The organism is Leifsonia sp. CL147 (genome assembly GCF_900114565.1).
GTDB lineage: Bacteria > Actinomycetota > Actinomycetes > Actinomycetales > Microbacteriaceae > Leifsonia.
Genome location: NZ_FOTM01000027.1, coordinates 1 through 14,132, shown reverse-complemented (window position 1 = coordinate 14,132; position 14,132 = coordinate 1). Strand labels below are relative to the sequence as shown.

Below are 14,132 nucleotides of genomic sequence, written 5' to 3'. Positions count from 1 at the left end.
CCACCGTCCGTCGCCTCCCACCCGCCACATTCGTCACGAATGTGCGCTTAGCGTGAGCGTGGGGCGACATTCGTGACGAATGTGCACTTAGCGCGGGCGTGGGGCGACATTCGTGACGAATGTGCACGTGGCGCGGGCGTGGGGCGACATTCGTGACGAATGTGCACGTGGCGTGACCGCAGGGCGACATTCGTGACGAATGTGCACCTGGCGCGACCGCAGGGCGACATTCGTGACGAATGTGCACCCCGCCCCGGGCTAACGCAACATTCGTCACGAATCGCGGGCGGTTCAGACGAAGGCGCGGTGGATCCAGTCCAGCTGGATCTGCGCCAGCACGGCGACGATCGCGTACGAGACGACCGTGATGAGCGGCACCCAGCCGTACAGCGTGCGCGCCACCCGGCGCGCCCCCTCCGGGAGCCGGATGTTGCCCTCCTTGACGTTGTAGAGCGTCACCGCCCAGAAAGTCGGGATGGTCACGGTCCAAGTGACCATGCACCAGGGGCACAGCACGTTCAGCACGGTGATCGATTCCGTGATCAGGAAGATCACCAGCACCAGCGCGAGCAGCACGCCCACGTTGAACGTGATCCAGTACCAGCGGGCGAAGGGCGCCCGGACGGCCAGCAGACCGACGCCGACGGCCACCGTGGCGGTCCAGCCTCCCAGCCCGATGAGGGGATTGGGGAAGCCGAGCAGGTCTCCCTGCCACGAGTTCAGGTTCTTCGCGCATCCCACCAGGACGTTGAAGTTGCAGGACAGCTGCGCGTTCGGATCCTGCAGCAGATGGATTTTGTCGAGCGTGAGCGCGAAGGCGGCCGCGAACCCGATGAGTCCGGCAACGATGAGGAATACGGCGAGAGCGGTCGGGCGGCGGTACGCGGCCTCGGCAGGGCTGGCTGACACCCTCGGATTATGGCATGACGCCTGCGTGTCGCCCTGGGAACGGACCCGAGTCGTCCTCGGCCCGTGCGATAATCGTTGGAGCAGTCGTTGCGGCCGAGGCCGGGAACAGCGACAGAAGGCTTGAGGGCGCCCAGAGCGCCCGTTGAAATGCCGGCCGTGGAGGCCGGTGGTGACCATGAGCCGGATGCAGGCCGCGCCACGAGCCCGGAGGCATCCGAACAGGATTGAGGGGGGCGCCGCACGCGCCGCCTCCCGACGGAGAGTACCCGGGGAGCGGGGAGCCGCACCGGTCGAGGAGTGCACCAGCGATGGTGGATAACGAAAATTTCGAGAACACGGACAACGACGAGACGGAGACGGGAGGACGGAAGCGCAAAGGGCTTTTCGGCACGCGACGCGTGGTGAGGAAGTCTCCGCAGGCGGCGAACGCCGACGTTTTCGCCCCTCAGACGCATCCTGAGCCCGTCGCCGATCAGCCCGTCGCGGCCCAGCCGACCGCCGAGCGTGCGACCGCGGCCCAGCCGACCGCCGGTCGGCCCGACGCCGACGCGCCCACGCAGGTCGCGGCTGCGCCCGCCCCCTCGGGGGCGCTCGAGCCGCCGGCCCTCCCTGAGCGGCACGGCGAGCCGGAGGTCCCGGCGGCCGCGGCCGCCCCCGGCCTCCCGCCGACGACCCTGCTCTTCCAGGCGCCCGACGTGCTGCCGCTGCCCCCACTCGCGGAGGCCGACGAGGAGCCGGCCGGCGGTGTCCGCCGCCGCTCCCGCCGCCGCGCCGGCGAGACGGCCCGCGACGACGCCAACGACCCGGCCAACACCGTGGTCAAGGTCCGTGCGCCACGCGAGCCGGAGCTCATCACCGAGCCGCAGAAGGTCAAGGGCTCCACGCGCCTCGAGGCCAAGAAGCAGCGCCGCCGGGATGGGCGGGATGCCGGGCGTCGCCGGCCCGTCATCACCGAGGCCGAGTTCCTGGCGCGCCGGGAGTCCGTCGACCGCCAGATGGTCGTCCGCTCGAAGGGTGGCCGCATCCAGATCGGCGTGCTGGAGGACAAGGTGCTGGTCGAGCACTACGTCGCCCGCTCGCAGGAGGCGTCCCTGATCGGCAACGTGTACCTGGGCCGCGTCCAGAACGTCCTTCCGAGCATGGAGGCCGCGTTCGTCGACATCGGCCGCGGCCGCAACGCCGTGCTCTACTCCGGTGAGGTCGACTGGGATGCCGCGGAGACCGGCAATCAGCCGCGCCGCATCGAGCTGGCGCTGAAGCCGGGCGACCGCGTCCTCGTCCAGGTCACCAAGGACCCGGTCGGCCACAAGGGCGCCCGCCTCACCAGCCAGATCTCGCTGCCCGGCCGCTACCTCGTGTACGTGCCCGGCGGATCCATGAACGGCATCAGCCGCAAGCTCCCGGACACGGAGCGCGCGCGCCTCAAGAAGATCCTCAAGGAGGTGCTCCCCGAGAACGCCGGTGTCATCGTCCGCACTGCGGCCGAGGGCGCCACCGAGGAGCAGCTGACCCTCGACGTCACCCGGCTCACCTCGCAGTGGGCCGACATCAGCACGCGGGTCGAGTCGCAGCAGGCGCCCGCGCTGCTGCACAGCGAGCCGGACCTGCTGATCAAGATCATCCGCGACGTCTTCAACGAGGACTTCCAGAAGCTGGTGATCGCCGGCGACGATGCGCGTCAGACCATCGAGAACTACCTGCGCCAGGTCGCCCCCGACCTGCTCGACCGCGTCGAGCCGTACACCGGGGAGCAGGACGCCTTCGACGAGTTCCGCATCACCGAGCAGATCGAGAAGGCGCTGGAGCGCAAGGTCTGGCTCCCGTCGGGCGGTTCGCTCGTGATCGACCGCACCGAGGCCATGACCGTCGTGGATGTGAACACCGGCAAGTTCGTCGGCTCCGGCGGCAACCTGGAGGAGACGGTCACCAAGAACAACCTGGAGGCCGCCGAGGAGATCGTCCGGCAGCTGCGGCTGCGCGACATCGGCGGCATCATCGTCGTCGACTTCATCGACATGGTGCTGGAGACCAACCGCGACCTCGTCCTCCGTCGCCTGGTGGAGTGCCTGAGCCGCGACCGGACGAAGCACCAGGTGGCCGAGGTCACGTCGCTGGGCCTCGTCCAGATGACCCGCAAGAAGCTGGGCCTCGGCCTGCTGGAGACCTTCAGCGAGGCGTGCGAGGTCTGCGCCGGCCGCGGAGTCGTCGTCCACCACGATCCTGTGGTGAAGCACCGACAGCCTCAGCAGCAGCCGCAGAACGACCGTCGCCGCGGCCGCGGCGGGAACGGCCCGATCACCGGCAACGGCGGGTCGAACGGAGCCGCAGGCGGAGCGGGCCACAACGGCACGCATGCGATCACGGACGATGCGAAGAACGCGCTCGCCAAGATCGCCGCCTCCACCATCCACCACGACGACGAGGCCAAGCCGCAGGAGAGCCCGGCGCAGGCGCTGCCGGTCAGTGCCGCGACCCCCGACGTGTCGCTGCCGGAGGCCACGGGGCCGAAGAAGCGCCGCCGGAAGGCCAAGGGCGGCATCGACCGCCCGCCGGCGGACGCGGCAGCGCAGACGGGCATTCAGGCAGCGGCGGATGCCCCGGCCGCACAGGCTGCGGACACAGCGGCCGCGGACACAGCGGCCGCGGACACCCAGGCTGCGGACACAGCGGCCGCGGACACGCCGACGGAGGAGCCGCTGCTCCCGTTGCTCGACCTGCCAGAGCCCGCTGTCGTCCCGTCGACCCCGCGTCCGCTGCCTCAAGAGGCCGAACTGCTGCTCGACTCCGTCCTCGACGCTCTTCCGGCGCCGAAGGAGCCGGGTCAGGGCCGAGGCCGCAGCCGCCGGGCCAGCACGACCGTCATCGCAGGCGGCGAGCTCGCGCCCAAGGGCGAGTAGCCATCCACTGGTCCCGACATGCCGTGACGACCCGGGTCGTCACGGCATGTCGGGACCATTCGTCTGCGTCGGAGTCTGCGCCCGATCCGTCTGCGCCCGAGTCTGCGCCCGAGTCTGCGGCCCACGCACCCGGTCGCGTGCACGCACGCGCAAGCCGCTGGCGATGAGGCGCGCGACGAGCTCGTGTCCGGACACGGGATGCGCCCCCGCCGCCACGAGAGCGTCGTAGCGGCGATCCGGCACGTCGTAGTGGTCGAGGTCGAACGCCCGCGGCGGCACGCCGTGGGCGGCGGCGAACCCGTGGAGCTCGTCGAGCGACGCGTCGCTCACCAGATGCGACCACAACATGCCGTGGGCCGGCCATGCCGGGGGATCGATCAGGACCGTCATAGAATGATTCTAGGAACCGGTTCCGCAGGCGGAGCCGGGCGGTCTCGACCCGACGCACGGAGTCCCCGTCGAATTGACGATGGATGGGGCGTCGGGTAAAGTTGACCGTTGGTGTGTGCCGGGCTCAGCCCGCGCAATCATCATGGTTTTCTGAGAGCAGCCGGTCGCAGCAGCGGTCGGCCCGACTCGCCAGTGACTTCCAGAACACACAAGTTTCCAACAGAGACAAGAGCAGGACCAGGTCCACGGCAGCGCCGGGAGCTGTTCCCCGACGAAAAGGTACTGACAAGTGGTTTACGCAGTTGTGCGCGCCGGTGGCCGGCAGGAGAAGGTCGAGGTCGGCACCATCGTGACGATGGACCGTATCAAGGCCGACAAGGACGGCACGATCGAGCTCGCACCGGTGCTGCTCGTCGACGGTGACAAGATCACCTCCGACGCTGAGTCCCTCGCGAAGGTCACCGTGACCGCCGAGGTCCTCGGCAACCTGCGCGGTCCCAAGATCGTCATCCAGAAGTTCAAGAACAAGACCGGCTACAAGAAGCGCCAGGGCCACCGCCAGGACCTCACGCGCGTCAAGATCACCGGCATCAAGTAGCCGACGAGGAGAACACACCATGGCACACAAAAAGGGAGCGAGCTCCACTCGCAACGGCCGCGACTCGAACGCTCAGCGCCTCGGCGTGAAGCGCTTCGGCGGCCAGACCGTCAACGCTGGTGAGATCCTGGTCCGCCAGCGCGGCACCCACTTCCACCCGGGCGTGAACGTCGGCCGTGGTGGCGACGACACCCTCTTCGCCCTCGCCGCCGGTGCGGTCGAGTTCGGCACCAAGGGCGGCCGCAAGGTCGTCAACATCGTGGAAGCCGCGGTCTGACGCTCTTCCACGAGCACCCTTTTCCGGATGGGCGGGCTTCGGCCCGCCCATCCGCCTTTTCACGAGTAAACAGGAGACCCCCATGGCAACGTTCGTCGATCGCGTGACGTTGCATCTGCGCGCCGGGAACGGCGGCAACGGGTGCGTCTCCGTCCGCCGCGAGAAGTTCAAGCCCCTCGCCGGACCCGATGGCGGCAACGGCGGCAACGGCGGGGACATCATCCTCGTCGCCGACCCGCAGGTGACCACCCTTCTCGGCTACCACCGCTCACCGCATCGTTCGAGCGAGAACGGCGGCTTCGGGATGGGCGACCACCGCAGCGGCCACACCGGTGAAGACCTCGAGCTGCCCGTCCCCGTCGGAACCGTCGTCAAGGACGCGGACGGCGAGGAGCTCGCCGACCTGACCGAGCCGGGGATGCGGGTCGTCGCGGCGGCAGGTGGCGTCGGCGGCCTGGGCAACGCGGCCCTGGCGAACCAGAAGCGCAAGGCGCCCGGCTTCGCCCTGCTCGGCACGCCCGGCTGGGAGGGCGACATCCGTCTCGAGCTGAAGACGGTCGCCGACATCGCCCTGGTGGGCTATCCGTCCGCCGGGAAGTCGAGTCTCATCGCAGCCCTGTCCGCGGCCAAGCCGAAGATCGCCGACTACCCGTTCACGACCCTCCACCCGAACCTGGGAGTGGTGCAGGCGGGCGACGTCCGCTACACCGTCGCCGACGTTCCCGGGCTGATCGAGGGCGCGAGCGAGGGCCGTGGGCTCGGGCTCGAGTTCCTCCGCCACGTCGAGCGCTGCTCGGCCCTGCTGCACGTGCTCGACTGCGCAACCCTGGAACCCGGTCGCGACCCGCTCAGCGATCTCGACGTCATCCTCGGCGAGCTCGCCGCGTATCCCGTGCCCGAGGGCCAGAAGCCTCTGCTCGAGCGTCCCCAGCTGATCGCGCTCAACAAGATCGACGTTCCGGATGCGCGCGAGCTCGCCGAGTTCGTGCGGCCGGAACTCGAGCGTCGCGGCTACCGCGTCTTCGAGATCTCCGCGGTGAGCCACGATGGCCTGCGGCCGCTGTCGTTCGCGCTGGCCGAACTCGTCGAGCACGCCCGCGCCGAACTGGCGGCGCTGGAGCAGGCGCGGCCCCGGATCGTCATCCGCCCCACGGCCGTAGACGACAACGGCTTCGTCGTCAAGGTCGAGGGCGGTACGGACGGCCCGGTGTACCGCATCCTCGGAGCCAAGCCCGAACGCTGGGTCGCGCAGACGGATTTCGCGAACGACGAGGCCGTCGGCTTCCTCGCCGACCGGCTGGCGAAGCTCGGCGTCGAGGACCAGCTGGTCCGGGCGGGGGCGGTCCCCGGATCGACCGTCGTGATCGGGCGGAACAACGGTGTCGTGTTCGACTGGGAGCCCACCCTCACCTCGACCGCGGAGCTCATCACCGCACCGCGTGGCACGGACACGCGCCTGGACACCAACCAGCGCGCGACGCGTGCCCAGCGCCGCGAGGAGTACTTCGAGCGGATGGATGCGAAGGCCGAGGCCCGCGAGGAGCTCCAGCGTGAGCGCGAGGCCGGCCTCTGGGCTGACGACACGTACGACGAGAACGTCGTGAGCGGCGCAGGCCGGGGCACGTCCGACCGGACGAGGACCGACGCGAACGGCGGCGACGAGGAGAGCACCGAGCGATGACCATCGACGACCGCAGCCAGATCACCTCAGCCCGGCGCATCGTCGTCAAGGTGGGCTCGTCGTCCATCAGCGGCGACAACGCCGGACAGATCGCGCCGCTGGTCGACGCCCTCGCCGAGGCCCATGGCCGCGGCACGCAGGTCATCCTCGTCTCCTCCGGCGCCATCGCCACGGGGATCCCGTACCTCTCGCTCTCCCAGCGCCCCACCGATCTCGCGACGCAGCAGGCTGCGGCCGCGGTCGGCCAGAACGTGCTGATCTACCGGTACCAGGACAGCCTGGACCGCTTCGGGATCGTCGCCGGCCAGGTGCTCCTGACCGCGGGCGACATGGAGAACCCGACCCACCGCAGCAACGCCAAGCGGGCGATGGAGCGGCTGCTCGACCTCCGCATCCTGCCCATCGTCAACGAGAACGACACGGTGGCGACGCACGAGATCCGCTTCGGCGACAACGACCGGCTGGCCGCTCTGGTGGCGCTGCTGGTGCAGGCGGACGTGCTGGTGCTGCTGTCGGACGTGGATGCGCTCTACACCCGGCCTCCGCACGAGCCCGGCGCCGAGCGCATCGATCAGGTGGGCTGGGACGACGAGCTGGAGGGTGTCGAGATCGGCTCCACGGGGCTCTCGGGCGTGGGCAGCGGCGGTGCCGTCACCAAGGTCTCGGCGGCGCGTCAGGCCGCCGAGCAGGGCACAGCGGTGGTGCTCACGGCGACCTCGCTGGTCTCGCAGGCGCTGCGTGGCGAGCGGGTCGGGACGTGGTTCGCCCCGGCGCCCAGCACGTCGGCGTCCAGCACGTCGGCGTCCAGCACGTCCGTGCCCGGCACGTCCGTGCCCGGCACGACGGCGGCGGGAACGTACGGGCTCGACGATGAATCCGTCCCCAGGGGGACGCTCTCCACCGATTCGCCTGACGCCGTCACGTCGGACGCGACCGCGTCTTAGAATCGACGCATGTCCTCGATCACCGGTGCGGCGCCCGCCGCGACCCTTTCGCTGCAGGAGCGGCTCTCGGCCGCCAAGACGGCGTCGCGCGCTCTGGCCACGGCGAACACCGAGCAGAAGAACCGCGCTCTGCGCGCCATCGCCGACGGCGTCCTCGTCGCCTCGGGCGACATCCTCGCAGCCAACGAGCTCGACCTGGCCAACGGGCGCGAGAACGGACTGTCGTCCGGCTTGCTCGACCGGCTCACTCTCAGCCCGGCGCGGCTGCAGGGGCTCGCCGATGCCGTCCTCGAGGTCGTGGCGCTGACCGATCCCGTCGGCGAGGTCGTGCGGGGGAGCGCGCTTCCGAACGGGGTGAAGATCACCGAGGTGCGGGTGCCGTTCGGCGTCGTCGGCGCGATCTACGAGGCGCGGCCCAATGTGACCATCGACATCGCTGCGCTGGCGATCAAGAGCGGCAACTCGGCGGTCCTGCGCGGGGGCAGCGCGGCGATCGAGACGAATCGGGTGCTGGTGCGTGTCATCCAGGAGGCGCTGGCCGGTGCCGGGCTGCCCGCCGACGCCGTTCAGACCATCGACGATTTCGGCCGCGAGGGGGCTGCGCAGCTGATGACCGCGCGCGGTTACGTCGACGTGCTCATTCCGCGGGGGAGCGCCGAGCTCATCCAGACCGTCGTGACCCAGTCGACTGTTCCGGTGATCGAGACCGGCGCGGGGGTCGTCCACGTCGTGCTCGACGCGTCGGCGCGCGAAGACTGGGCGGTCGACATCGTCCGCAACTCCAAGGTCCAGCGTCCCAGCGTCTGCAATGCGGTCGAGACGCTCCTCGTGCACCGCGACGCGGCCGAACGCCTGCTGCCGCCGGTGCTCTCCGCGCTCCGGGCCGAGGGGGTCACGATCCACGCGGATGAGCGGGCTCTGTCGTACGCGCCGGACGCGGTGCCCGTGACCGAGGAAGACTACGCCACCGAGCACATGAGCCTCGATATCTCCGTGAAGGTGGTGGACGGGCTGGATGAGGCGATCGAGCACATCCGCCGGTACTCGACGCAGCACACCGAGTCCATCGTGACGAACGACCTCGAGAGCGCCGACCGCTTCCTCGCAGAGGTGGACTCCGCGGTGGTCATGGTCAACGCCTCGACGCGGTTCACGGACGGCGGCGAGTTCGGTTTCGGGGCGGAGGTCGGCATCTCGACGCAGAAGCTGCACGCCCGCGGCCCCATGGGTCTCCCGGAGCTGACCAGCACCAAGTGGATCGTCCGCGGGTCCGGCCAGATCCGCGCATAGCCGACCGCTAGACTTGACGGCGGGCCTCTGGCCCCGAGAAAGGATTGCGCACGATGTCACTTCTGACGACCGTCCTCGCGGCGGAGACCCACGTCGAGCTGCCGATGCCCACCTGGGCCTACGGCGCGATCGCGATCGTCGTGTTCATCGCGCTCTCGTTCGTCGTCTGGAGCTTCAAGGACGTCGCCAACCGGCACAGCCACCGCTCCGCACCGGATGCCGCCGCCCACGCCGGCGCGCCGGGTGCGACCCACCACGGCAGCGGCCACCCGACCCAGGGGCACTGAGCCACCTCCGCATGGAGCTGATGGAGACGGGCCGGCCGCGGATCGGCGTGATGGGCGGCACCTTCGACCCGATCCACCATGGTCACCTTGTCGCGGCCAGCGAAGTCGCCCAGTCGTTCGGGCTGGATGAGGTCGTCTTCGTGCCGACGGGCAAGCCCTGGCAGAAGGGTCCGGTCTCGGCAGCGGAGCACCGCTACCTCATGACCGTGATCGCGACAGCGTCGAATCCCCGCTTCACGGTGAGCCGGGTCGACATCGACCGGCAAGGCCCCACCTACACGATCGACACCCTGCGCGACCTCCACGAGGAGCGGCCGGACGCCGAGCTGTTCTTCATCACCGGCGCGGATGCGATCGCCCAGATCCTCAGCTGGCGTGACGTGCGTGAGCTCTGGGAGCTCGCGCACTTCGTGGCTGTGAGTCGCCCGGGACACGACTTGAGTATTTCTGGATTACCGGAGCAAGACGTAAGCTTGTTGGAAGTTCCGGCCCTGGCGATCTCGTCGACCGATTGCCGGAGCCGGGTGAGCAGGGGATTCCCGGTCTGGTACCTCGTACCCGACGGGGTCGTTCAGTACATCTCCAAACACCATCTGTATCGGAGCGTGGCATGACATCGTGGCCTGAAGAGCCGCCAGCGGGCCAGCCGCAGACGCGGCGACAGGCGAGGGAGTTCGAGCGCTCCGCTTCCCGACGCGCGGGAACCGCCGAGCCGACCCCCGCCGGGCAGATCCCCGAGGTCACCACCAACTCCCCGCAGCGCGAGCGCGCGGCGGAGCCGACGCAGGAAGCCGCTCGCGGTGCCTCCGCCGCAGACCTCGAGCAGCCCGCCATCCCGGCCAGCGCTTTCGCCGAGCCCGGCGTCTCATCCCCGTCGAGCGATGCGTTCGATCTGTTCAAGCAGGCTCCGGACGTGTCCCAGCCCGAACCCGTGACGCAGCCGATGGCGATCCTCCAGCCCGAACCGCCCCTCCCGGCTTCGGCAGGAGCATCGGCCACCGCCGCACCGGCGCGCCAGCAGCCGGCCGATCAGGGCAGGACGCTCACGCGTCGTGAACTGCGTGCGATGCAGCAGGCGGAGCAGGCGAACGGTCAGGCCGGCCACCCCGCCGTCGCCGGAGAGCCGGTCGTCCCGGTGACCTTCACCTCCGAGCCCCAGGGCGGAGCCGCCTCCTCACCGAAGCCCCGGCCGGCGGTCGCCCCCACTCCGTCCATCGGCACACCCCCCAGCGCGTCCGAGGGCTCCGCGGCCGCCCCGGCGCAGTCGAGCGGCTCGACCTCGACCAGCGAGAAGTCGGCCTGGCCGTTCGCGCCACTCGTGCCCTCCGCCTCGCGGACTTCGCAGCCCGAGGCCACGGTGACCCAGAGTCTGACCTCGCCATTCGCGGCCTTCGGCGCGCAGCCGTCGGCGAAGACCGAGGCGCCGGCGAAGGCCGCCGATCCGGTGCCTGCCACGGCGGATGCCACGGACGACGTCTCCACCGAGGAGCGCAGGCCCTTCACTCCGCCGACCGGCCACTGGTCCACCGCCGCGGAGCTCGACGACGGTGACGAGCCGATCACCTCGCGCAACGTCGGCCAGTCGACGGCGGCCACGACGACGAACGCGCTCATCCTCCCGGCCATCCCGCATCCCGATGCCACGGCTCCGCTGACGAGCACGGGCGAGATCCTCGTCACGGGCTCGATCGACCTCCCGCGAGGGATGGGTGCCACGGGTGCGCATCCGGATCACATCGACTCGTCCGACCTCGACCGTCTTCTCGACGGCGAGGAGAACGAGTTCAACACGTCCGAGGTGCAGCCGGTCCGCGCGTCCCGCGCCATCAGCACGCACACCTCGACCCGCGGTGTCATCGCACCGCCCAAGAAGCGCGGCAACACGCTGCCCGTCGTCCTCATGGTCACCGCCGGCGTGCTCGCCATCGGCGTCATCGGTCTGCTGGTCGCCGCCTACGTCCTGAAGGTGTTCTGATCATCCGCAGTTCTCCATCCACTTCCGTACCGACCTCGCACCGAACGCGACCGGAGGGCCGCCAGTGACCGCATCCCCGCACGCCCGAGAGCTCCTGCAGCTGGCGGCAGTCGCCGCCGACTCGAAGGGCGGCCAGGACATCATCGCCCTCGACGTCTCCGGACCCTTGCCGCTGACCGACGTCTTCCTGCTGGTCAGTGGCCACGTGGAGCGAAACGTCATCGCCATCGCGTCGGAGGTCGAGGACCGGCTGAACGAGTCCGGCGTCAAGACGCTGCGTCGCGAGGGCAAGGGCGAAGGCCGCTGGGTACTGCTCGATTTCGGCGACGTCGTCGTTCACGTCTTCCACGAGGAGGACCGGATGTACTACGCGCTGGAGCGCCTCTGGAAGGACTGCCCGGTGCTCCCTGTCGAACTGCCCGTGCCCGAGCGTGCCGAGTAGCACGTAGGCCTACTCCCAGACTCTTCCCACGTTCGCCTGAGAGGCCTCTCATCTGCGCACGTTTCACTGGTGGCATGAGATGCCCCACCGACAACCTGCCCCTGGTCATGAGCGAGCGCAGCGGCGTGGAGATCGACTACTGTCCGCAGTGCCGTGGCGTCTGGCTCGACCGCGGTGAGCTGGACAAGATCATCGAACGAGCGGGCTCGGTCGCTGCGGCCCCACAGCCGGCCCCGCAGCCGTACGCTCGGCAGGACTACGGCCGGCAGGAGTACGGTCGGCAGGAGTACGGACGGCAGCCCTCGCGAAAGAAACGCGAGAACTGGCTGAGCGAGCTGTTCGATTGACGCAGGGACCGGCTCAGTTTTTTCTGGCGCTGTCCGTGTAGTAGTCTGGACGAGTTGTTCCGGCGGCCTGAGAAGGCCGAAGAGACACATGTTCTGGGTCTGTGGCGCAGCTGGTAGCGCACCTGCATGGCATGCAGGGGGTCAGGGGTTCGAGTCCCCTCAGATCCACCAAAAACCCCGCCACTTCAATGAAGTGGCGGGGCTTTTCCCATTCCATAGCGGGCCACACGGAAGTTCCGAGGCCGCGGCCTATAACCCGAGGCCGCTACAGCTGTGCCCTGCCCGGCAACGCCTCGACTCCGGTGTCGGGAACCGTCTGTGGCGCGGCAAGCGCCGCAAGCCGCTGCGTCCGCCTGTGGGCGAAGATGAGCGGGATCACGCCGAGGACGCCGAACGACATGTCGATCAGTTGCCAACCGACCGGGATGCCACGAATGCTGCCGGCAATGAAGGCGAAGGGAATGACCATGGCGCAGGCGATCATCCCGAACCGGAGAACCCAGATGTTGCGGACCGGGTCCATGAGCGGCCCGATGAACGCGACGGCGATGACCAGGTGAGCGAACCCCAGCCAATCGGTGCCGTACGCGAGGAACGGGTACTGTGCCCCGCTTTCGATGAGAGCTTCGCGGACCCGATCGATCCACTGGACGAGTCCAGGAAGCATCTCCGGTGCCGGAGTGGCGTGGAGCACGCTCGAGACCACCCGCAGCTCTCCCTCGAGGGGGAACGCGGTCACACCGCTCACGACCAGACCGACCATGAAGATGACGATCCATATGCGAATCACCCTGAGGTTGCTCATGGTCTCACGCTAACCCTTGCGACAGACGTCTACCGACGGAGTCCCGTCGGATCACCGGCATGGGGACCAGGGTGCGGTGGGGGATGTCGGTGCCGTTGAGGAGCAGTTCCATGGCGATGCGGCCCATCTGCTCGTAGGGTAGCCGGGCCGTGGTCAGTTGGGGGCGGAGGTAGCCTGCGATCTCGTCGTCGTCGAACGAGACCACCGACACGTCGTCGGGAATCCGGATCCCCGCTTCCAGCAGCGCCTGATACGCCCCGAACGCGAGGTTGTCGTTCATGCAGATGAGCCCGGTGAACTCCACTCCGGAGTCCAGCAGTTCCCGGCACAACCGGTACCCTTCCGCGGGAGCCCATTCGGACTCGAAGCCCTGCGCGACCAACTGGAGGCCCGCATCGGAGATCGCCTGGTCGATGCCGGCTTGCCGATCGCCGATCGTCGCTGAGACCTCCGGCGGGAGCTGCTCGGGCGGGCGCCGGCCCAGCAGGGCGATCCGGCGGTGTCCGGCCTGGATCAAGGTGTCGGCGATCGCGGCGCCGGCGTCGAATTCTTGCGGCAGCACTGCGGGGGCGGTTCCGGAGGTGGTGGCGTTCACCATGACGATGGGAAGCCCGGCGGGCAGGTCGGGGATCTCCACCTGCCTGGCCGCCATGGCGGCGAACAGCAATCCGCCCACACGGTTATCGAGCATCGTCTCCAGCTGATGGGCAAGCCGCTCCGGATGGTGGCCATGCTCCGCGATCAGGACGGTGTGGCCGCTTTCCGCAGCCACATCGAGCACACCCCTGATCATCGCCGTCGCATACCGGGTCAGAGTGACCTCATCCGAGATGAAACCCACGGTTCGCGTGGTGCCCCAACGCAGAGCACGCGCCGCCGGGTTGGGGCGATAGTTCAACTCCGCCGCGATGCGCCGAACCTTCTCAGCGCTCTCCGCCGACAGCCCGGTGTCGGGCCGGTCATTCAGGATCAGACTCACCGACGCCTTGGACAGTCCGGCCATCTGCGCCACATCAGCGATCGTCGCGCGTTTGCTCACGTCCGTCATCATCCTCCCCGCGCACCGTAGCGGACAAAACCGCCGGCAGCGCGTTCTCGATCTTCCTCTTCTTTCGGTACTTCGGCTGCATCCCGATGGAGGCACAATCGCAAATAAGCGGCCCGTTAGTTGCGTTTATGGCCCATAAACGAGTCGATCGGGCTGTGTCAAGCTGCGTGGAGTCGTTGGGTGGGGGTGTTGATGCCGACGAGGCCGGCTGGCTTTGGGGTGTTGGGGTGGTGGCGGAAGCG

The 14,132-nt window shown here is 69.0% G+C and carries 13 protein-coding genes, 1 tRNA gene and 2 pseudogenes; 12 read left to right on the top strand and 4 right to left on the bottom strand.

The window, feature by feature from the left end:
* Positions 1–291 precede the first annotated feature (291 nt).
* Complete coding sequence (locus tag BM287_RS16940; protein WP_090042043.1) at positions 292–909, bottom strand: vitamin K epoxide reductase family protein; 618 nt, start codon at positions 907–909, stop codon at positions 292–294.
* A 308-nt stretch (positions 910–1,217) separates the two neighbouring features.
* On the opposite strand from BM287_RS16940, the gene BM287_RS16935 reads away from it, so the two are divergent.
* A complete protein-coding gene (locus tag BM287_RS16935) occupies positions 1,218–3,806 on the top strand; it encodes an Rne/Rng family ribonuclease (RefSeq protein WP_090042041.1) in 2,589 nt (862 codons plus the stop codon).
* A 123-nt stretch (positions 3,807–3,929) separates the two neighbouring features.
* Here BM287_RS16935 and BM287_RS16930 read toward each other — a convergent pair.
* Positions 3,930–4,196: pseudogene (locus BM287_RS16930) on the bottom strand (DUF4031 domain-containing protein); the annotation flags it as partial.
* Positions 4,197–4,485: 289 nt separating this feature from the next.
* Between BM287_RS16930 and rplU the strand changes: the two are divergent.
* The 11 genes and pseudogenes from rplU (at position 4,486) to BM287_RS16875 (ending at position 12,208) form a co-directional block, all read left to right on the top strand.
* The gene (gene rplU / locus BM287_RS16925; protein WP_090042037.1) at positions 4,486–4,794 is read left to right on the top strand and encodes a 50S ribosomal protein L21; all 309 of its coding nucleotides are present in this window, start codon (positions 4,486–4,488) and stop codon (positions 4,792–4,794) included.
* A gap of 19 nt (positions 4,795–4,813) precedes the next feature.
* Entirely contained in the window at positions 4,814–5,071 is a 258-nt protein-coding gene (gene rpmA, locus BM287_RS16920) for a 50S ribosomal protein L27 (RefSeq protein ID WP_090042034.1), read from the top strand.
* An 82-nt stretch (positions 5,072–5,153) separates the two neighbouring features.
* Positions 5,154–6,752, top strand: a complete 1,599-nt coding sequence (obgE, locus tag BM287_RS16915; protein ID WP_090042031.1) for a GTPase ObgE — start codon at positions 5,154–5,156, stop codon at positions 6,750–6,752.
* Positions 6,749–7,522: pseudogene (gene proB / locus BM287_RS16910) on the top strand (glutamate 5-kinase); the annotation flags it as partial. The gene obgE and the pseudogene proB, both read left to right, overlap by 4 nt.
* A 183-nt stretch (positions 7,523–7,705) precedes the next feature.
* On the top strand, positions 7,706–8,986 hold the full coding sequence (locus tag BM287_RS16905; protein WP_090042026.1) for a glutamate-5-semialdehyde dehydrogenase: 1,281 nt from the start codon (positions 7,706–7,708) through the stop codon (positions 8,984–8,986).
* A 53-nt stretch (positions 8,987–9,039) separates the two neighbouring features.
* Entirely contained in the window at positions 9,040–9,273 is a 234-nt protein-coding gene (locus BM287_RS16900) for a hypothetical protein (RefSeq protein ID WP_090042024.1), read from the top strand.
* Between the two features lie 11 nt (positions 9,274–9,284).
* Positions 9,285–9,887, top strand: coding sequence for a nicotinate-nucleotide adenylyltransferase (nadD, locus tag BM287_RS16895; protein WP_090042021.1), 603 nt, complete (start codon positions 9,285–9,287; stop codon positions 9,885–9,887).
* Entirely contained in the window at positions 9,884–11,248 is a 1,365-nt protein-coding gene (locus tag BM287_RS16890) for a hypothetical protein (RefSeq protein ID WP_244528424.1), read from the top strand. The genes nadD and BM287_RS16890 overlap by 4 nt, the downstream gene beginning before the upstream one ends.
* 64 nt (positions 11,249–11,312) lie before the next feature.
* Positions 11,313–11,690, top strand: coding sequence for a ribosome silencing factor (rsfS, locus tag BM287_RS16885; RefSeq protein WP_090042019.1), 378 nt, complete (start codon positions 11,313–11,315; stop codon positions 11,688–11,690).
* Positions 11,691–11,764: 74 nt separating this feature from the next.
* Positions 11,765–12,037, top strand: coding sequence for a TFIIB-type zinc ribbon-containing protein (locus tag BM287_RS16880; protein WP_090042016.1), 273 nt, complete (start codon positions 11,765–11,767; stop codon positions 12,035–12,037).
* Between the two features lie 95 nt (positions 12,038–12,132).
* A tRNA-Ala gene (locus tag BM287_RS16875) sits at positions 12,133–12,208 on the top strand.
* A 94-nt stretch (positions 12,209–12,302) separates the two neighbouring features.
* Here the strand turns inward: BM287_RS16875 and BM287_RS16870 are convergent.
* Both BM287_RS16870 and BM287_RS16865 read right to left on the bottom strand, forming a co-directional pair.
* On the bottom strand, positions 12,303–12,842 hold the full coding sequence (locus tag BM287_RS16870; protein ID WP_090042013.1) for a hypothetical protein: 540 nt from the start codon (positions 12,840–12,842) through the stop codon (positions 12,303–12,305).
* A gap of 4 nt (positions 12,843–12,846) precedes the next feature.
* The gene (locus BM287_RS16865; protein ID WP_211773002.1) at positions 12,847–13,881 is read right to left on the bottom strand and encodes a LacI family DNA-binding transcriptional regulator; all 1,035 of its coding nucleotides are present in this window, start codon (positions 13,879–13,881) and stop codon (positions 12,847–12,849) included.
* Positions 13,882–14,132 lie beyond the last annotated feature (251 nt).